Genomic DNA, 18,865 nt, shown 5'->3' on the forward strand with positions numbered 1-18,865 from the left:
TTAGACAGATATGGATGAGATGATTTTCCTAGGCTATACAAAATGCCTATATTGTAAGAACTGATATATAATTCGATTAAGAAAAGAGGGCATTTTATTATGATGCGTATGATGAGCAACAAACATAACGTAAGAATCGTGTCTATCATTGTAGCCATAATCTTCGTTGTGGGTATTGGTGCATTGGCTTATACACAAATGGCTACGCCAGGTGTGAGTGATTCTGGCAATAGTTCTGTAGGGATTGTAGATCCAAGTAAAATTCAATCTGCTGAAAATCCTTTATACGTAGCAGCTGGTAAAGAATATCAAGAGTATTCTCAAAAATTGATTCAAGAGGCACAAGCTAAAATGGCAGCAGCTGCTGATGATCAAGCGAAAGCACAAATTAAACAAGAAACTGATGCTGCTTTAGAAGCAAAAGAAGCTGAATTGATGAAAAATTTAACTGATAAAACTGATGAAGCTGCAAAAGCAGTAGGTGAAGCAAAAGGTTTATCTGTAGTCATGAGCAAAGGTGCTGTCGTATACGGTGGCGTTGATATTACAGACCAAGTACTTCATAAATTAACTAGCGAGGCTAGTGCTAATAAATAATATAAGCTTCTATGACTTTAGAATTAAACGATTATATGCTGTACTTGTATAGCAATCAGGCGTTAAATTGATGTGATATTCGGATGTTTGTAATATGGACAACGGTTTGGCTTAGCTATTTCTTGCTCTAGGAAAGGGGAATTATGACAAAGAATTTAAAATTAATATTGCTTGCTGTGATTCTCCTTGCAGGTATTATGGCCATGTATGCAGGCTATAGTTTTGTTAAAAATCGTCAAACTTTAGGTTTACATAAAGGACCTTCCATTGGTGTCGTACAAATGGAGGAGCTAGCAAAGTTAAATCCATCGTATGGTGATTATGAGCAAGCTAAACAAGAGTTGGCACAATTACAAGCACAATATGAAGTTGAGCAGAAGGCATTGAATACAAAGTCGATGATGCAGGCTGAACAATTGAAGGCATTGAGTCAAAGTACAGATGTAACAGACTCTGTGAATATTGAATTAAAAACAAAAGTTACAGCTAAAGAAAATGAAATGAATGCACAGTTAGCCGAAAAACGCAAAGAGTTAATGAATAAGTATATGGCTGAGGCTAAATCGACTCCTTCGGAGAGTGATTTGGAAATTGTAAATTTGCAGCTAGATTTGTTCACGTATTTGCGCCGTATACCAGTTAATCCTGAAGCAAAAGCAAAGGTTGATGCAGAACGTAGTGCTAAAGAAGCTCGACTAAAGGAATTGTTAGCGGCTAAAGCCCCAGAACAAGGTCGTGATTTTACATCCATTCAAGCTCGCATTAATGAGGAATTAGCACCAGTCGTGGAAGCCGGTCAGAAGGAATTAAATGACTATGCAGCTTCGTTGCAACAAGAGCTCATGGCTAAGCGTGATGAAATGATGCAAGCAAAGGCGCAAGATATTATGACAAATACTCAATTGCCAGAAGCGGCAAAATGGAATTCTGAATGGAGCCAGCGCTTACATGATAAAGAGGCAGAGGTAGAAGCTTTGCATGAGGCTATACTAGAGGATATTCGCATGCGTGTATCCGTAGTAGCAAAAGAGCAAAGCCTTGATTTAGTTGTAATCGATCAAATTAGTAACATAAAAGGTCTAGATATTACAGATGCTGTAAAGGCAACGTACTTGGCCCAATAAGGAGATAGACATGAATAAAAAAATGATGAGAACAATAGCAATTTCTATGATGTTAGTAACATCTGTAGGTTTTCTTGCTGGTTGTGGATCCACACAACAAGTTGGTTATGTAGACGTAGCTAAAATTGCTAGCGATACTACAAAAGGTCAAGAAATTGATAAGAATCTTCAAGCTAAGAACCAAGAATTGATGCAAAAATTACAACAAGTAGCAGCAGCTGGTGACGAAGCAGCTACAGCACAAGTACAACAAGCTAGTGAACAAGAATTTTATAACTACCGTGTGGCACAAAATAAAGAATTCAAAACAGCTGTAGAAAATGCCACAGCAGAAATCGCTAAAGAGAAAAAACTAGATGTAGTATTTCAAAAGGCTGCTGTTGTTAATGGCGGTGTAGATGTAACTGATGATGTTATCAACAAATTAGGTAAAGCTGCAACGACTAGTACAGATACAGCCACTACTGCAGCAACTAAATAATACACTATAGATTCATCCATCTTAGACAGGGAAGGGGTTACCAAATGCAAAAGACAGTCAAAGAACTAGCACAATTGGTACAGGGGACAGTGTGCGGTAATGGTGAGGTTGTCATCGAAGAAACCCGAGGTTTAGAACAAGCATCACCCAATGCTATTACATTTGCCATTGGTGATTATGTAGAGTATGTAAGCCAGTGTAAAGCCGGTGCAGTTATCGTGGAGAAAGAGGTACCCAATGTATCAATTCCACAAATTATTGTAGATAACGCTAAAGTGGCATTTGCTCAAATTTTAGAATTATTCCATCCGCCAGTAGTAGTGCCAAGAACAATTCATGAAACCGCTATTATCGGAGAGAATGTAACTATTGGTAAAAATGTAGCTATTGGCGCATATTGTGTCATCAATGATAATGCTGTGATTGGCGATAATGTTACTATCCATCCGTATGTGTATATTGGGCATAATACTCGTATTGGTGAGGACTCTGCCATTTATGCGGGTGCTATTGTTCATGAAAACTGTAGTCTTGGTAAACGTGTAGTCTTGCGTGCGAAAGCTGTTATTGGTGGCGAAGGATTTGGTTTTGCTACCGAGAATGGTGTGCATACACATATCCCTCAAGTAGGCAATGTTGTCCTTGAAGATGATGTAGAAGTAGGTTCTTGCTCCTGTATCGATAACGCTACAATGGGATCTACCTTAGTGCGTCGTGGTACAAAAATTGACAATCTTGTTCACTTGGGCCACAATGTTGAAATTGGAGAGGACTGCTTCCTTATTGCTCAAGTAGGTATTGCAGGTAGCACAAAATGTGGTAATCACGTTATTTTTGCTGGTCAAACAGGGTGTACTGGTCATATTACAATTGGTGATAATGTTACCTTTGCGGGTAAAACAGGTATTGTTGGCAATGTACCATCCAATGGTTTGTATGCAGGCTATCCAATGAGACCACATAAGGAATGGTTGAAATTATCTGCTTATGAAAGTCGACTCCCGGATATGGCTAAGACTATTAAGCAATTACAAAAAGAAGTAGAAGCGTTGAAAGCACAGCTAAAGGAGAGATAATCTATAAATGTATAGGTTTATGAAGTTGTTTAGCGCGTTTATATGCCTCTTGCCAGAATCCATACAGTATGGAATTGGTGTGATTCTTGGTGAGTTAGGATGGTTATTATGTCCGCCTAAACGCAAGAAATTGGCCATTGAGCAGATATTGTTTTGTCGTATAACGGATGATTTAGATGAAGCTAAACGTATAGCAAAAGCTAGCACGACAAGGTTTGGTCGTATGATAATTGATGTATTGCGCTATCCAGAAATTAAAGATGGTGCTTACAAGAATATGATTGAATTTGTCGGTCGTGAACATCTTGATGATGCTAAGGAAACAGGTAAAGGTGCTATTGTTGCAGCTATGCATAGTGGTAATTGGGAGCTTCTTGGCGGTGTGTTGGCTTCTGAAGGGTATCCCCTGATTTCTGTAGCGATGCAACAAAATGGTGATGCTGATAAATTCATCAATGAATACCGCGCTATTATGCATCAACATGTGACATATAAAACGGGCATGCGAGAAATGATTGGAGAACTTAAAAAAGGTGGTTTTATTGGTTTGATTATGGACCAGGATCCAGGTAAAACTGGTGTGTTAGTTCCATTCTTTGGCTATGAAACACTGACGGCAACTGGGCCTGCTGTTTTGGCTCGATTGCAGGATGTACCAATTATTCCGGTTACGATTCATTATAGCCCATATAAAAAGAAGCATGTTATTACCGTCGAGGCTCCTATATATGCGGAGCATACCGATGATAAGAAACGAGATTCTGCGGTGACAACAACTAAACTAAATGAATTTATGGAAGATTATATTCGTCGACATCCAGAAGATTGGTTCTGGCTACATAATCGATGGAAATGGACACGTAGATGTTATGGAGATAAAATTGAAACTCCACCAGAAAATTTTTCTAAATAAAACAAGGGTGTGTAGGGGAAACTTTACATGCCCTTTTGGCTTTTACCTTGTAATGATTGTATAAAATACGGTATAATACTTATTGGTGTATAGTAAATTCTGGATTAGTTAATAGTGAAAGGACTCCCAATACGGATGCCACAACAAACAATTAAAAAGGCAATTCAATACAAAGGGAATGGCCTTCATAGCGGCGAACCAGTAACAATGGTGTTCAAGCCGGCGCCTGAACATACAGGAATTGTATTTGTTCGGACAGATATAGAGGGTGCTCCTTCTGTAAAAGCGCATATAGATAATGTAACAAATACAATGCGTGCTACCACATTGGAACATGGTGAAGCAAAAGTATTTACTGTGGAACATGTGATGGCGGCATTTTCTGCGATGGCAATCGATAATTGCTTTATCGAGTTAGATTCTCCTGAACCACCTGTTGCTGATGGTAGCAGTGCTGTGTTTGTAGATTTGATTTTACAAGCCGGTATTGAAATTCAAGCAGCAGAACGTCAGGTATATAGTGTGCAAAAATCTCATGCTATTTATGATGGTGATCGTTTTATTGCTATCTTACCTTACGATGGATATCGCATGACTTTTACATCTATCAATACTCATCCTTTATTGGGCACACAACAATGTGATTGTGAAATTACGCCGGAAAATTTCCAAAAAGAAATTGCGGCAGCTAGAACCATTGGTTTTATGAAAGAATTAGAACAATTACAAGCTGTGGGCCTAGCTAAGGGTGGGACGTTAGAGAATGCATTAGTCTATGATGATAAAAAATGTTTATCTGTTCCTCGCTTTGATGATGAATTAGTAAGACATAAAGTATTAGATGTTATCGGTGATTTGTTCTTGCTTGGACCAATCAAAGGACATGTAATTGCGTTGAAATCAAGTCACGAGTTAAATTCACGTTTATCTCGTAGTATTATGGAAGAAATAAGGGAGACACAACAATGATTCTTAACCATGAAGATATTTTAGAGATTTTACCACATCGCTATCCTATGCTTTTAGTGGATCGTATTATTGAGTTAGAACCTATGAAAAGAGCTGTAGGTATCAAGAATGCTACATTTAATGAATTATTCTTCCAAGGTCATTTCCCTGGTAATCCTGTAATGCCTGGCGTATTGCTTACAGAAGCGATTGCACAAGTAGGCGGTATTGCATTACTCTATCCTAAAGAAAACAGAGGTTTAACACCGATGTTTACGGGTATTGATAAAGTGCGTTTCCGTCATCCTGTAAAACCTGGTGATACAGTTCGTTTGGAAGCGGACATTGTAAAAATCAAAGGCCGTATGGGCAAAGTGGAAGGCCGTGCATTTGTAGGCGATAAACTTTGTGCTAGTGGCGAATACATGTTTGCCCTTGTGTAATAAAGGAGTGATTAGTAATGATCGTAGTTGGCATGGAGAATGCTGAGGTTAATATTCACAGCACTGCCATAGTTCATCCTAATGCTAAGCTGGGCAAAAATGTTATCGTTGGTCCTGGCGCGGTTGTTGGTGAAAATGTGGTCATCGGAGATGGCACGAAAGTTGGTGCAAACAGTATTGTCGGTGGGTGGACAACTATCGGTAAAAATTGTGAAATTTTCCCTAATGCATCCATTGGATTAGAACCACAAGATTTGAAATTTAAAGGCGAAAAAAGCTTTTGTAATATTGGCGATGAAACAGTAATCCGCGAATTCGTAACTATTAGCCGTGCAACTGGTGAAGGTGAAGAAACTCGTATTGGTAATAACTGTTTGTTCCAAGCATGTACTCATGTAGCGCATAATTGTATCGTTGGTAATAATGTTATCATGAGCAACTGTGCAGGTCTTGCTGGGCATGCTATCGTAGAAGATCGTGTTGTTATCGGTGGCTTAGCTGGTATTCACCAATTCGTTAAAATTGGTCGCAATGCAATGGTAGGTGGTATGGCTAAGGTTGTACAAGATATTCCTCCATATGTGATTGCAGATGGTCAGCCTGCTCGTGTTATTGGCCTAAATTCTGTTGGCCTATCTCGTGCCGGTATTTCAGAAGAAGTCCGTCGTGATTTGAAGCAAGCGTTTCGTATTATTTATCGTTCTGGATTCAGTTTGTCTCGTGCCATTGAAGAAATGGAAATGCAATTGAACTCCTCTGTAGAAATGGAAAACTTGTTGCGTTTCTTGCGTAATGCTGATCGTGGTATTATGCGTACACGAAGAGACTAATACAATTGTATATGAATATGCCCATAATACGGCATATATATGTGTAGTAGGCACATATTGCACCCCATTTTATCTGATGATAGAGTGGGGTGATTTGTTTTATAAAATTAAATTCAAAATATAGTGTTATTGTCCTTAAAATATGGTGTGAAAGCACTATAAAATGTAGTAAAATATTGAGATTTATAGTAAAATATACTGTATGTAAGTATGTCTAATCGTCATGGTAACAACATTGGAGGTGTACACGTGGCAAGAGTTGGATTAATCGCTGGTATCGGCATATTGCCAGTGGAGTTTATGCGTGCAGCCCATTTGTTGGGACATGAAGTCGTGGTGATTGCTGTTGTATCCGATTACGATACAACATTAGAACAAGAAGCAGATGTTTTTTATCACATTAGTGTGGCAAAGGTTGGTAAAATCTTTAAAACACTACAGAAGGAACAGGTTAAAGATATCACCATGTTGGGAAAGGTAACGAAGGAATTATTATTTAAAGGTCTTACATTCCCTGATATGAAAACATTGTCTATTTTAAATAAATTAAAGAACCGTAAAGATGACACCATTATGCTTGCCTTGGTGGACGAGCTAGAAAAAGAAGGTTTTACCATAGTCGATCAAACAACCTATTTAAAACCATTTATGCCAGCTGTAGGGGTGCTTTCAAAAAAACAACCTACTCAGGAACAATGGGAAGATATTAAGTTTGGTTTCGAATTAGCTAAACATATGGGGGGCCTAGATATTGGTCAAACCGTGGTGGTTAAGCATAAGGCTGCTATGGCTATTGAGGCTATTGAAGGAACTGATGCATGTATCAAACGGGGCGGTGAGCTTGGTCGTGGTGAATCGGTAGTTGTTAAAACGGCAAAACCAGATCAAGATGTGCGCTTTGATGTGCCTGCAGTGGGACGTAAAACATTGCAGTCCATGATTGATAGTGGCTGTACAGTGCTCGCTGTAGAGGCGGAGCGAACCATTTTTGTAGAACAAGAGGCTGTTCTAGATATGGCTAATAAAAAAGGTATTGTCATTTGTGCCGTTGATGAGGCATTTGTTGGGAAGTAATACATTTAGAAAGGGCTAGTTATGAAGATTATGTTTTCTGCCGGAGAGGCCTCTGGTGATACACATGCAGCTAGCGTTGCGAAAGCATTGCGAGAACTATATCCCAATGTGGATATGCTTGGTATGGGCGGTACGCTCATGGAACGGGCGGGCGTTCGAATTGTGTATGACATTAAAAACTTAGGCATTATCGGTATTGTAGAAATCATAAAATCTCTACCTAAATTTTTTGAACTGAGAACTTTTTTAAAGAGAACGATGATTAAAGAAAAACCAGATGTTCTCGTTTGTGTAGATTATCCTGGTTTTAATATGAAACTTGCCAAAGTCGCTAAGGAACTCAATATTCCTGTGGTGTACTATATTGCTCCTACTATTTGGGCGTGGCATAAAAGCCGTGGCAAAGATATTAAAAAATATGTTACAAAGGTAGCTTCTATTTTTCCTTTTGAAGCTGACGCATATCGTGAATTTAATTGCGATGTAGAATTTGTAGGCCATCCATTGGTGGATATTGTGAAGCCAACTATGACAAAAGAGACATCTCTAGAATTCTTTGGGGCTCGTCCTGAGGCAAAGAAGATTCTACTCATGCCAGGCAGTCGGAAACAAGAGGTATTATCTTTATTGGATACAATGCTCCAAGCCGGTGAACAGTTAATGGAAGCACATGAGGATATTCAATTTTTCCTTCCTCGTGCTCATACAATTGATCGTGAGGAATTAGAAGCCTTTATTGATGCTCATCATGTGCCAGTGACTATTACAGAGGAGCATACTTATGATTTGATGCAAATCTGTGATGTATGCCTAGCGGCATCTGGCACGGCAACATTAGAAACGGCGATGATGGAATTACCAACAGTTCTTTTGTATCAAGTGTCTCCAGTGACTTATGGTTTAGGGAAAATGCTGGTGAATCTTAATTTTGTAGGTCTACCAAATATTATTGCTGGTAAACAAGTGATTCCTGAAATTCTACAAGGGGATGTGAATATTACAAAAATTTTGGCTTATGTAGAGCCTTTATTAACAGATGCAGCAGCTAATGAGGCTATGCGTAGTGATTTACGAGCTGTCCGCGATGCACTTGGTGCACCAGGGGCAGTGAAACGCGTAGCACAAGTGATTGGCTCATTAGCTGAGGAGAAAATTCATGAATAATAGTTATGGTCGTTTATTATATTTTGTAAAGCCTTACATGAAGCGCATGATTTTTGCAATATTTTGCATGATTGTAGCTACAGCGGCTTACCTCGTGGTGCCGTGGCTCATTAAAAATGTAGTAGACCAAGTACTAACTGATAAAAATTTATATATGCTGAACCTCGTGGTTATCGCTATCGTGTTGATATTCCTTATTCGTGGCTTTGCTACTTATGGACAGACTTATAATATGTCTTATATTGGCGAACGAGTTATCATTGATGTGAGAGAGGCCATTTTTACACATTTACAGCGTTTGTCATTATCTTACTTTGACCGTCATAAAACGGGTGTTATCATGAGTAAATTGACAAATGACGTATCTGCATTGCAAACAGCAGTGGTAAGTAATTTAGTATCCCTTATTACGGAATCTGTTACGCTTATTGGGTCCTTGGTATCCATGCTCCTCATCGACTGGAAATTGACCATTGTAACTTTCGTCGTAGTGCCAGTTGTGTTACTAATTATCAATGTATTTGGTAAAAAATTACGTTATGCAGGTCATGATGTGCAAGGGCGTATTGCAGATATTACGGCATTGCTACAAGAAACAATTTCCGCGATTCGCGTGGTAAAATCCTTTGCTCGAGAAGGTTTTGAAATGGACCGCTTCCAGGTTGAAAACGAACGCAATTTTCGAGCTGTTATGAAAGCTACGAAGTTGACGAGCTTATTAAGCCCTATGGTTGAGTTCTCTGCATCAATTGCGATTGCTATCATCCTTTGGTATGGTGGGTATTCTGTTGTGACTGGCACTATTACTGCTGGTTCTTTGATTGCCTTCTTGATTTATGCCATTAACTTATCTAACCCTGTAAAACGCTTGAGCCAAGTATATGGTGCAATTCAAAAGGCTTTGGCCGCAGCAGATCGGGTATTCGAAGTATTAGATACAAAATCTGAAGTGGTAGAAAAAAGTAAGGCGAAAGAATTACCAACTGTACGAGGTGATGTTGATTTTTCCCATGTAGATTTTGAATATTCTCCGGATAAAAAGGCATTAAAAGATTTTACCTTATCAGTACATGCGGGTGAAGTTGTTGCCATAGTTGGTCCATCTGGGGCTGGCAAAACAACATTAGCTAATTTGTTGCCTCGATTCTATGATGTATCAGCAGGTGCTATCAAAATTGATGGACATGATGTGCGTGATGTTACTTTCAAATCATTGCGTGAACAAATTGGTCTAGTACCACAAGAAACAGTGTTGTTTAATGCGACGATTAAGGAAAATATTTTATATGGTCGTCTAGATGCTACTGATGCAGAAGTATACGAAGCTGCTAAAGCGGCGAATGTATTAGAATTTGTAGAGAAGTTGCCAAATGGATTAGATACAGTAGTAGGGGAACGAGGTAGTTCCTTATCTGGCGGTCAACGTCAACGGGTGGCTATTGCTAGGGCTATTTTGAAGGACCCCAAAATATTGATTTTAGATGAAGCTACATCTGCTCTAGATACAGAGAGTGAAAAGCTTGTACAAGAAGCGCTTGATCGTTTAATGCATGGCCGTACGGCTTTTGTTATTGCGCATCGTTTAAGTACAGTTAAAAATGCACATCAAATTATTGTGTTAAAACAAGGGGAACTAGTTGAACGTGGTACCCATCAAGAATTATTAGCTATGGAAGATGGCCTATATAATCATTTGTATTCCGTTCAATTTTCAAGTAAAGGATAAGTATGTATTGGATCTATAATGTACTGCTCATTATCTATTGGATAGGGCTTATACCGGTAATTTTATACCGTTTAGCCTTTGAAGAAGGTTTTTATGAGCGTATTAAACAAAGTGCAGGCTATATGCCAGTGTCACTATTAAAGAAAATTGAAGAGCGTCGTGCTATATGGATTCATGCAGCGTCCGTTGGTGAAATTGTAGCCACTAGTCCTTTGGTAAAAGATATTAAGCGGGAGTTTCCAGAGGCGGTAGTAGTTGTATCTGTGGTTACTGCTACAGGCCATGCTATGGCTCATCGTATTATTCCAGAAGCGGAAGGGATTATCTTCTTTCCCCTAGATTTGCCATATTTAACGCGTAAAATTTTGCATATTATAAAACCTATTACTATTTTGCTAGTAGAAACAGAAATATGGCCAAACTTCTTGCGTATTGCACAAGATGAAAAAATACCTGTTATGATGGTCAATGGTCGTATCAGTGACCGCAGTATGCGTCGATACAAGTTTATTCGTTCTTTCACTCGTGAAATGTTGCGTTCTATCAGTCGATTCTGCATGCAATCTAAATTTGATGCGGACTATATCAATCAATTAGGCGCACCTATCGTGAATATTACGGTGACAGGCAATATGAAATATGATCAAACCTATGCGACTGTTACGGCTGAGGAAAAAGCAGAGCTATTAGATGAATTTGGTTTTGGTAATAACCATCCCATTCTCATTGCTGGTAGTACTCATAAAGGGGAAGAAGAAGCCTTACTGGATACATTCAAACTAGTTTTACAACAATACCCACAAGCACGCCTACTCATTGCGCCACGTGAAATCTATCGCGGTCATGATGTACAAAACTTAGCCAAGCAATATGGTTTAAAAGCTATTTGTCGTAGTGACATGACCGAACCTGTTCATGAAGAAATTCCTGTGGTGGTATTAGATACGATTGGTGAATTAGGTCGTCTCTATAGTTTAGGTGATATTATTTTTGTAGGTGGATCTCTTGTTAAAACGGGTGGTCATAATATTCTTGAACCAGCAGCACACGGTAAGCCTATTGTAGTAGGTCCGCATATGTTTAACTTCAAGGAAATCTTTAGTTTGCTAAGTTCTCGTGATGCTTGTGTGCAAGTACAAAATGCTACGGAGTTAACAGCTATGGTTTTGAAACTATGCAGTGATAAGGAACTATCAGAGAAAATGAGTGCTAACTGCCTTCAAGTAGTTCATGAAAACCGTGGTGCTACACAACGTAATACGCAAGAACTGCGAAAATTATTTGAAGTATTCCATATTATTCCTTAATATCTTTGTTACCATGAAAGGGGAAACCTCATGAACGGTGAAGAAATTTTCAAAGATATCGTCAGTGGAAATAATGATACCATTCTTGGCGATGTAGCTCGTAAAGGGCTTGGATGGCTCAGCAAGGCTTATGAAAAAGGCGTGACGCTTCGAAATGATAAATTCGATGCAGGAAAAGGCGTAACACGTGTAAATGTACCTGTTATTAGTGTTGGTAATATTACAGCGGGTGGTACGGGCAAAACACCTATGGTTCGATTTATCTGTGATGCACTCATTAAACAAGGTAAGCATCCAGCTGTATTGAGTCGTGGTTATCGTGCTGAGGATAATAAGAAGAATATTGTCATTTCTAATAATGGAGAAATGCTAGTAGAACCAAGTATTAGTGGTGATGAAGCATGGCTACTGGGGAAAGTGCTACCTCATACTGGTGTAGTCATCGGACGTGAGCGCGTAGCGTTGGCTCATATTGCTATTAATGAATTAGGCGCAGATATTCTTGTGATGGATGATGGTTTCCAACACAGAGCGCTTGGTCGAGATAAAGACATTGTTCTTCTTGATGCATCGAATCCATTTGGTTATGACTATGTATTGCCTCGTGGTCTGTTACGTGAGCCATTGGAGGGATTAAAACGAGCTTCTATCATTGTGCTTACTAAGGTAGATCAAGTAACATCAGGTGTGATTGCATCTATCAAAAAAAGATTACAACAACTTGTGCCTGGAGTTCCTGTATTTGAGACAACTCATATGCCACAACGTGTCTGTACCTTAGAGGAATGGACAAATGGTGAAGAGGGAAGACCCGTTGATGCCTATATCAACCAACCTATTATGGCGTGTAGTGGAATCGGTAATCCAAAATCCTTTGAACTCACATTAAAAGGTATTGGTTACGATGTGGTACACATGTTGTCCTTTGGAGATCATCATGAATTTTCTAATGATGATGTAGTTGATATGTGGAAAATGGCCTTTGCTAAACAGGCGCAAGCTGTGATTATTACGGAAAAAGATGCCGTAAAGCTTAGCCAATTACGGGCGATTGATGATTTTAATTTGCCCATTTATGTATTGTGTATCGGCATTGAATTTATCAGTAATGAGCGAGATTTCATAGAACTTTTACATAATTAGTGTATAATAAAAAAATGTATATAAGGGAAGGAGCGAATATCATGAAATTTGCATGTGTTATACCAGCTCGATATGCTTCTACGCGTTTACCTGGTAAACCATTGGCAGATATCGCTGGTAAACCTATGATTGAACGTGTGTTTGATCAGGTAAAACTTGCTATAAAACCAGAAATGGTGATTATAGCCACCGATGATCAACGCGTATATACTACAGCAGAACAGTTTGGTGGTACTGTAGTGATGACCAATCCGAATCACCCCACAGGCACAGATCGACTAGCTGAAGTAGCTGAACAATATACTGATATTGATGTTATCATCAATGTGCAAGGTGATGAACCATTAATTGATGCGGCCATCATTGATCAACTAGCATCTCTCTTTGATGAAGATCCTACATTGCAAATGGCTACGGTGGCAACACCGTTATTGGAGGAGGAATATGATGAACCTTCTGCAGTAAAGGTTATTTGTAACAATCGTGGTGATGCTATGTATTTCTCTCGCTCCTTGATTCCATTTCCACGCCACGATTTTGTGAAAGCCCCATTAAAACATATTGGGATTTACGCATATAAACGTGATTTTTTATTAGACTATGCAAAAATGGCACCAACAGCGGCAGAACAAACGGAGTCTCTTGAACAATTGAGAGCTCTAGAAAACGGCCATACTATTCGTGTCATTATTACAGATAAACGTTTTGTTGGTGTGGATACACCAGAAGATCTAGTACGTGTCAATAAAATATTTGCACAAAAGGAGAATAAATGAAAACAGTTCAAATAGGTGATATTACAGTTGGTGGTGGCAAAGGCTTGTTCCTATTGGCTGGCCCATGTGTTATCGAAGATTATGATCGCACATTAGCTATTGGTAAACGTGCGAAGGCTATTTGTGATAAATTAGGGGTTCCGTATATATTCAAGGCATCCTTTGACAAGGCGAATCGCTCTAGTTTTAATTCCTTCCGTGGCCCTGGTATTGAAGAAGGGCTAAAAATTTTAAAGAGTATTAAAGAAGAATTACAAGTACCTGTAGTGAGTGATATTCATTCTATTGAACAAATCGAACCTGCTGCAGAAGTTCTTGATATCCTTCAAATTCCTGCATTCTTATGTCGCCAAACTGATCTCGTATACGGAGCTGCTAAAACAGGCAAATGCGTAAACGTGAAAAAAGGCCAATTTATGGCCCCAAAAGACATGGAAAATGTATTAAATAAAATGAAAGAATCCGGTAATGAAAATTTGATGCTCACAGAACGTGGGTTCAGCTTTGGTTACAATAATTTGGTAGTGGATATGCGTTCATTCCCAATTATGAGATCCTTTGATTATCCTGTTATCTTTGATGCTACTCATAGCGTTCAATTACCTGGTGGGGCCGGTACATCTTCTAGTGGTAATCGTGAATTTGTACCAAACCTTGCACGCGCAGCGGTAGCAAGTGGTGTAGATGGTTTATTCTTTGAAGTTCATGACAATCCAGCAGAAGCATTATCTGATGGTCCTAATATGTTGTATTTAGACCAATTAGAAGAAGTGTTAAGTGACTTAATTGCCATCGATAAAATTGTGAAGAAATAAGGGGTTTCTGTCATGAACATATTAGATCAAGCGGCATCTGTGCTTCGTCAAGAGGCACAAGCCATTGAGCAGTTAATAGAAACATTAGACTCTAGTTTTGTGAATGCTGTTAATATGATTCTTGAGTCAAAGGGTCGCGTGATTTGTACTGGTATGGGTAAATCTGGCCATATAGCTACAAAAATTGCGGCTACATTGGCTAGCACTGGCACACCAGCATTCTTCTTGCATCCCGCAGAAGGCGTACATGGTGACTTGGGTATGGTAACAGACAATGATGTGGTCCTAGCATTCTCCAACAGTGGAGAAACGGGTGAAATCATTTCTATTTTACCTTCCTTACGACGTATTGGAGCAAAACTAATTTGTGTTGTAGGTAATGCAGATTCTACATTGGCTAAAAATGCAGATATTGTATTATTGGCTAAAGTAGAACGTGAAGCGTGTCCATTAAATTTGGCGCCTACGACAAGCACTACGGTGGCATTGGCATTAGGAGATGCCTTGGCGATTTGCTTGTTGGAACAACAGCATTTTACACCAGAAAACTTTGCTATTTTCCATCCAGGCGGTTCTTTAGGACGGAAATTATTGCTCACTGTTAAAAATATCATGCATGGTGGCGCAGATAATCCAGTCGTTCATAAAGGGTCTACAGTGCGCGATGCATTGTTTGTGATGACTGATAAAGGCTTGGGTGCTACCAATGTGGTGAATGAATCCGGTAAATTAATTGGCTTAGTAACGGATGGCGATGTGCGTCGTGGCCTAGATTCAGGCAGTAATTTTTTAGAATGGCCTGTTGAGGACATGATGACAAAAATGCCACGTACTATTACACAAGAAAAACTAGCTGCAGAAGCTATGCATATGATGGAAAAGAATCAACCTCGTCCTATTACGGTGTTGCCTGTGGTAGACCAAGAGGGGCAATGTCTCGGTATCGTGCATATCACTGATTTACTTCGTCGAGGCATTGTATAATGGATATTAAATGGCTTGTACTAGATGTAGATGGCGTATTAACAAATGGTCATTTAATCTATACCTCTCATGGAGAGGAAATTAAAGAATTCCATGTGAAAGATGGGCTAGGTCTTACGGCAGCTCGTAGCTGTGGTATTAAATTAGCCATCATTACAGCTCGTGTGTCACCTATGGTAGAGCGACGTGCTACGGAACTACATTTTGATGCGCTCCAAATGGGAGAGGGCAATAAAACGAATGCTCTTCGCACTTTATGTGAACAGGAACAGATTGACTTATCCCAAGTAGCTTATATGGGCGACGATTTAAATGATTTAGGCTCATTGCAATTAGCGGGACTTGCTATTGCACCAGCGAATGCAGCTGCTGAAGTAAAATCTGTAGCAGATTATGTAACGACTGCTGAAGGTGGAGCCGGTGCGGTTCGCGAAGCTGTAGAATATATTTTAAAAGAACAAAACATGTGGTCTCAGGTTGTGGAAACATATAAACAAGAGGCGCATATGCAAGGTCAATAGATTGGAGGTGAGCAGAATGGGAAATCATTGGCAATATAATGTGTTAAAGGGTTTGAGTTGGTTAGTGTGTCAACTCCCATATAAAGTCATTTTGCTCATAGGTGCCTTTTTAGGTCCTGTATATGGACTGATTGCGAAAAAACAAAAACTAAGAGGCATTGAAAATGTTAAAATTGGCATGAATATGAATACTGAAGAATCCAGTCAATTATTGGATGAATTATTCAAAAATTTAGGACGTTCCGCTATGGAAATACTTTACATGCCCAATTTGACAAAGGACTTTATAGGTAAACACATTGAACTCCGTGGTGCTGAGTATTTAGATGCAGCATTACAAGAAGATAAAGGTGTCATCATACTAACAGCCCATGTGGGTAACTGGGAATGGATGGGGGCCGCTTTAGCAGCAAATGGATATCCAGCTACAACAATTGTTAAGAAACAACCAAATGCACAATTTACTCGGTTGATGAATGAATTTCGGGAAATGGTTGGCTTAGAGGTGTTTGCTCGTGGTGGTTCAGAAATGATTAAAGCTGCCAAAGCCTTGAAGAAAAAGAAATTGCTTGGCTTCTTAGCAGACCAAGATGGATACATTCATGGATTGCCAGTACCATTCTTGGGGCAAGAATCATCTGCTGTAGTAGGTCCTGCCACATTTGCTCAAAAATTTGGTTCCCCTGTAGTACCTGTATTTGCATCTCGTAAACCAGAAGGGGGCCATATTGTTCATATTTTGCCACCGCTTTATTATGTAGATTCAGGTAATCAAGATGTGGATATGTATCGTTTAACAGAGCAATGCTGTCAGGTTACAGAGAACTTTATTAAAGAACATCCTACTGAATGGTTATGGTTCCAACATCGTTGGAATACAAAATCTGATGAAATTATTGATTACGATAAAAAAATGGCAATTCGGGAGTTGGCGCATGAAAAACAATAAAAAATTAATAGCAATCGTAGCAGCCCTCGTGATTGCTATTGGAGGTTTTATTGCCTATCTAATGAGTAATAGCGGTGAGGCCGAGCAGCAGACTAAGGTTCCAACGGGACAATTAGTCAATTTCTCTGGTGCAGATCTGCGTGAAGAGAAGGACGGTAAATTGATTTGGGCTTTGTCAGCTGAAAAAATTGAATACGATCCAAAAACAAAAGCTGTAGTATTAACTAATATGAAGGGTACTTTCAATCAAAATGATGTAGTCACACAAGTTACGGCGCCACATGGTAAAATGACTGGCGATCGTAAGTCCATTGATATTGATGGTGGCATTCAAGCTACAAATTCTGAAGGAGCTACATTTACGACAGAGGCATTGCATTTAGATAATGTAAAAAAAATCTGGACATCTCAAGGTGCTTTTATTTATAAAGGCAAAGATGTAACCATTACTGGTGATAAAGTATCGGCAAATATGGCATTACAACAATTAAAAGTTGAGGGTAATGCAAAATTAACTAAAGGCGAATAGTGAGGATGAGTATGAATATGAGAAAAAAAGCAGGTCTATTAGCAGTAGTGGCGATGTTGACGCTCTCCATTTCTGCGGGTGCTGCTGATAATCCAAATAATTTAATGATTACTGCAGATAGTTTGTCCTATGATGGTACCAGTGGTAAAGCTGATGCAGTAGGTAATGTTGTTATTACGCAAGCTGACAAAACAATGACCGGTGCTTCTGGTTGGTATAATGTAAAAACTAGAGAGGCCGATTTAAATGGTGGCGTTAGTATGATTGGTACAGATATGGCTATGGCCGCTAGCTCTGTGCATAGTTTTAATGACAACCAATTCCAAGCTAAAGGGAATGTTCATTTGCAACGCCAAAACCGTCAAATTTATGGTGATACAGTGGACTACAATACGGCTACTGAATATGGTTTAGTGACGGGGAATGCTCGTCTCATAGCGGATGGAACTACACTTACTGGTAATACTGTAGAGGGGTGGATGAAGGAAATCCGCGCCGTAGCTAATGGCAATGTGACCTTTGATAGTCCAGCTCGTAATGCGTCGGGTTCCGCAGATCATGCAACATATACACAAACACCTAATCAGGATGATGGGGTTGTATTGCTCACAGGCAATGCAAAGGCTGTACAAAATGGTAATGTTATCAATGCACCAGAATTAAAGGTGACGCTGTCCGATAATTCTGCAGAAACAATGGGTGGACGCAGTACATTAATTATTGTTCCACGATAAGGAAGAATTATGTTTATAGAAACAAAAGACTTAGTAAAAACATTTAAAGGGCGTAATGTTGTAGATGGTGTCAGCATTCGCGTAGACAAAGGCGAGATTGTAGGCCTTTTGGGACCGAACGGTGCTGGTAAAACAACAACCTTTTATATGATTGTTGGTCTGGAAACACCTTCCGCTGGTTCTATAGCAATTGATGGGCACAATATTACCCATATTCCTATGCATAAACGTGTATTGGAAGGGATTGGTTATTTACCACAAGAAGCATCTATTTTTAGATCCTTATCTGTAGAAGACAACATCCGTGCTATGTTACAGACGACGGATAAGAAAAAAGATGAAATTGAGTCCATCGTAGAATCTCTTGTCAAAGAGTTTCATATTGAACATGTTCGCGATCGCTTAGGTATGCAGTTGTCTGGTGGTGAACGTCGTCGTGTAGAAATTGCTCGTTGTTTAGCACTAGAACCGAATTTTATTCTCTTAGATGAACCATTTGCTGGTGTTGACCCAATTGCGGTGGCGGATATTCAAGATATTATTCGTCAAGTAAAAGCACGGGGAATTGGTATTTTAATTACTGACCATAATGTGCGTGAAACATTAGGGATTGTAGATAAAGCCTATATTCTGAACAGTGGTAATATTATGTTAGAAGGATCTCCTGATGAAATTGCGAACAGTAAAATTGCTCGCCAATTCTATTTAGGTGAGAACTTTAGAATATAGGG

Annotated in this window: 21 protein-coding genes; all 21 read left to right on the forward strand. The window is 39.3% G+C overall.

Annotated features, from left to right (window positions below):
* The first annotated feature begins 99 nt into the window (after nt 1-99).
* The 21 genes from RVY80_RS07520 to lptB all read left to right on the forward strand — a co-directional run bounded on the left by RVY80_RS07520 (nt 100) and on the right by lptB (nt 18,863).
* Nucleotides 100-597, forward strand: a complete 498-nt coding sequence (locus tag RVY80_RS07520; RefSeq protein WP_295192324.1) for an OmpH family outer membrane protein — start codon at nt 100-102, stop codon at nt 595-597.
* A 143-nt stretch (nt 598-740) separates the two neighbouring features.
* Nucleotides 741-1,721: a hypothetical protein gene (locus RVY80_RS07525; protein ID WP_310746280.1), complete on the forward strand. Its 981-nt coding sequence runs from the start codon at nt 741-743 to the stop codon at nt 1,719-1,721.
* Nucleotides 1,722-1,731: 10 nt separating this feature from the next.
* Nucleotides 1,732-2,202 (forward strand): OmpH/Skp family outer membrane protein, encoded by a 471-nt coding sequence (locus RVY80_RS07530; RefSeq protein WP_295190061.1) that lies wholly within the window; start codon nt 1,732-1,734, stop codon nt 2,200-2,202.
* A gap of 44 nt (nt 2,203-2,246) precedes the next feature.
* The gene (gene lpxD, locus RVY80_RS07535) at nt 2,247-3,278 is read left to right on the forward strand and encodes a UDP-3-O-(3-hydroxymyristoyl)glucosamine N-acyltransferase (RefSeq protein WP_317330126.1); all 1,032 of its coding nucleotides are present in this window, start codon (nt 2,247-2,249) and stop codon (nt 3,276-3,278) included.
* Between the two features lie 7 nt (nt 3,279-3,285).
* Nucleotides 3,286-4,191 carry a lysophospholipid acyltransferase family protein gene (locus RVY80_RS07540; protein WP_295192320.1) on the forward strand — a complete coding sequence of 302 codons (906 nt, stop codon included), beginning with the start codon at nt 3,286-3,288 and terminating at the stop codon, nt 4,189-4,191.
* A 129-nt stretch (nt 4,192-4,320) separates the two neighbouring features.
* Nucleotides 4,321-5,160, forward strand: a complete 840-nt coding sequence (lpxC, locus tag RVY80_RS07545; RefSeq protein WP_295192373.1) for a UDP-3-O-acyl-N-acetylglucosamine deacetylase — start codon at nt 4,321-4,323, stop codon at nt 5,158-5,160.
* A complete protein-coding gene (gene fabZ, locus RVY80_RS07550; RefSeq protein ID WP_295190621.1) occupies nt 5,157-5,582 on the forward strand; it encodes a 3-hydroxyacyl-ACP dehydratase FabZ in 426 nt (141 codons plus the stop codon). Before lpxC ends, fabZ begins: the two co-directional genes overlap by 4 nt.
* Before the next feature lie 17 nt (nt 5,583-5,599).
* Nucleotides 5,600-6,412 (forward strand): acyl-ACP--UDP-N-acetylglucosamine O-acyltransferase, encoded by an 813-nt coding sequence (gene lpxA / locus RVY80_RS07555; RefSeq protein WP_295190618.1) that lies wholly within the window; start codon nt 5,600-5,602, stop codon nt 6,410-6,412.
* 249 nt (nt 6,413-6,661) lie between these two features.
* Nucleotides 6,662-7,486 carry an LpxI family protein gene (locus RVY80_RS07560; RefSeq protein WP_295192318.1) on the forward strand — a complete coding sequence of 275 codons (825 nt, stop codon included), beginning with the start codon at nt 6,662-6,664 and terminating at the stop codon, nt 7,484-7,486.
* Nucleotides 7,487-7,507: 21 nt separating this feature from the next.
* Nucleotides 7,508-8,650 carry a lipid-A-disaccharide synthase gene (gene lpxB, locus RVY80_RS07565; protein ID WP_295192316.1) on the forward strand — a complete coding sequence of 381 codons (1,143 nt, stop codon included), beginning with the start codon at nt 7,508-7,510 and terminating at the stop codon, nt 8,648-8,650.
* On the forward strand, nt 8,643-10,376 hold the full coding sequence (gene msbA / locus RVY80_RS07570) for a lipid A export permease/ATP-binding protein MsbA (RefSeq protein ID WP_295192313.1): 1,734 nt from the start codon (nt 8,643-8,645) through the stop codon (nt 10,374-10,376). The genes lpxB and msbA overlap by 8 nt, the downstream gene beginning before the upstream one ends.
* Nucleotides 10,377-10,378: 2 nt before the next feature.
* Nucleotides 10,379-11,683 (forward strand): 3-deoxy-D-manno-octulosonic acid transferase, encoded by a 1,305-nt coding sequence (locus tag RVY80_RS07575; protein ID WP_295190606.1) that lies wholly within the window; start codon nt 10,379-10,381, stop codon nt 11,681-11,683.
* A 30-nt stretch (nt 11,684-11,713) separates the two neighbouring features.
* The gene (gene lpxK / locus RVY80_RS07580; RefSeq protein WP_295190603.1) at nt 11,714-12,826 is read left to right on the forward strand and encodes a tetraacyldisaccharide 4'-kinase; all 1,113 of its coding nucleotides are present in this window, start codon (nt 11,714-11,716) and stop codon (nt 12,824-12,826) included.
* A 41-nt stretch (nt 12,827-12,867) separates the two neighbouring features.
* On the forward strand, nt 12,868-13,602 hold the full coding sequence (kdsB, locus tag RVY80_RS07585) for a 3-deoxy-manno-octulosonate cytidylyltransferase (RefSeq protein WP_317330128.1): 735 nt from the start codon (nt 12,868-12,870) through the stop codon (nt 13,600-13,602).
* Nucleotides 13,599-14,417, forward strand: a complete 819-nt coding sequence (gene kdsA, locus RVY80_RS07590; protein WP_295190597.1) for a 3-deoxy-8-phosphooctulonate synthase — start codon at nt 13,599-13,601, stop codon at nt 14,415-14,417. Before kdsB ends, kdsA begins: the two co-directional genes overlap by 4 nt.
* 12 nt (nt 14,418-14,429) lie before the next feature.
* Nucleotides 14,430-15,401 (forward strand): KpsF/GutQ family sugar-phosphate isomerase, encoded by a 972-nt coding sequence (locus RVY80_RS07595; RefSeq protein WP_317330129.1) that lies wholly within the window; start codon nt 14,430-14,432, stop codon nt 15,399-15,401.
* The gene (locus tag RVY80_RS07600; RefSeq protein ID WP_295190592.1) at nt 15,401-15,922 is read left to right on the forward strand and encodes a KdsC family phosphatase; all 522 of its coding nucleotides are present in this window, start codon (nt 15,401-15,403) and stop codon (nt 15,920-15,922) included. Before RVY80_RS07595 ends, RVY80_RS07600 begins: the two co-directional genes overlap by 1 nt.
* Nucleotides 15,923-15,938: 16 nt before the next feature.
* Nucleotides 15,939-16,871, forward strand: coding sequence for a lysophospholipid acyltransferase family protein (locus tag RVY80_RS07605; RefSeq protein WP_295190589.1), 933 nt, complete (start codon nt 15,939-15,941; stop codon nt 16,869-16,871).
* A complete protein-coding gene (lptC, locus tag RVY80_RS07610; RefSeq protein WP_295192308.1) occupies nt 16,858-17,400 on the forward strand; it encodes an LPS export ABC transporter periplasmic protein LptC in 543 nt (180 codons plus the stop codon). Before RVY80_RS07605 ends, lptC begins: the two co-directional genes overlap by 14 nt.
* A gap of 11 nt (nt 17,401-17,411) precedes the next feature.
* Nucleotides 17,412-18,134, forward strand: coding sequence for an LptA/OstA family protein (locus tag RVY80_RS07615; protein ID WP_295190583.1), 723 nt, complete (start codon nt 17,412-17,414; stop codon nt 18,132-18,134).
* A gap of 9 nt (nt 18,135-18,143) precedes the next feature.
* Nucleotides 18,144-18,863 (forward strand): LPS export ABC transporter ATP-binding protein, encoded by a 720-nt coding sequence (gene lptB / locus RVY80_RS07620; protein ID WP_295190580.1) that lies wholly within the window; start codon nt 18,144-18,146, stop codon nt 18,861-18,863.
* The last annotated feature ends 2 nt before the right edge of the window (nt 18,864-18,865 follow it).

Source organism: Veillonella absiana (assembly GCF_032970865.1).
Lineage (GTDB): Bacteria > Bacillota > Negativicutes > Veillonellales > Veillonellaceae > Veillonella > Veillonella absiana.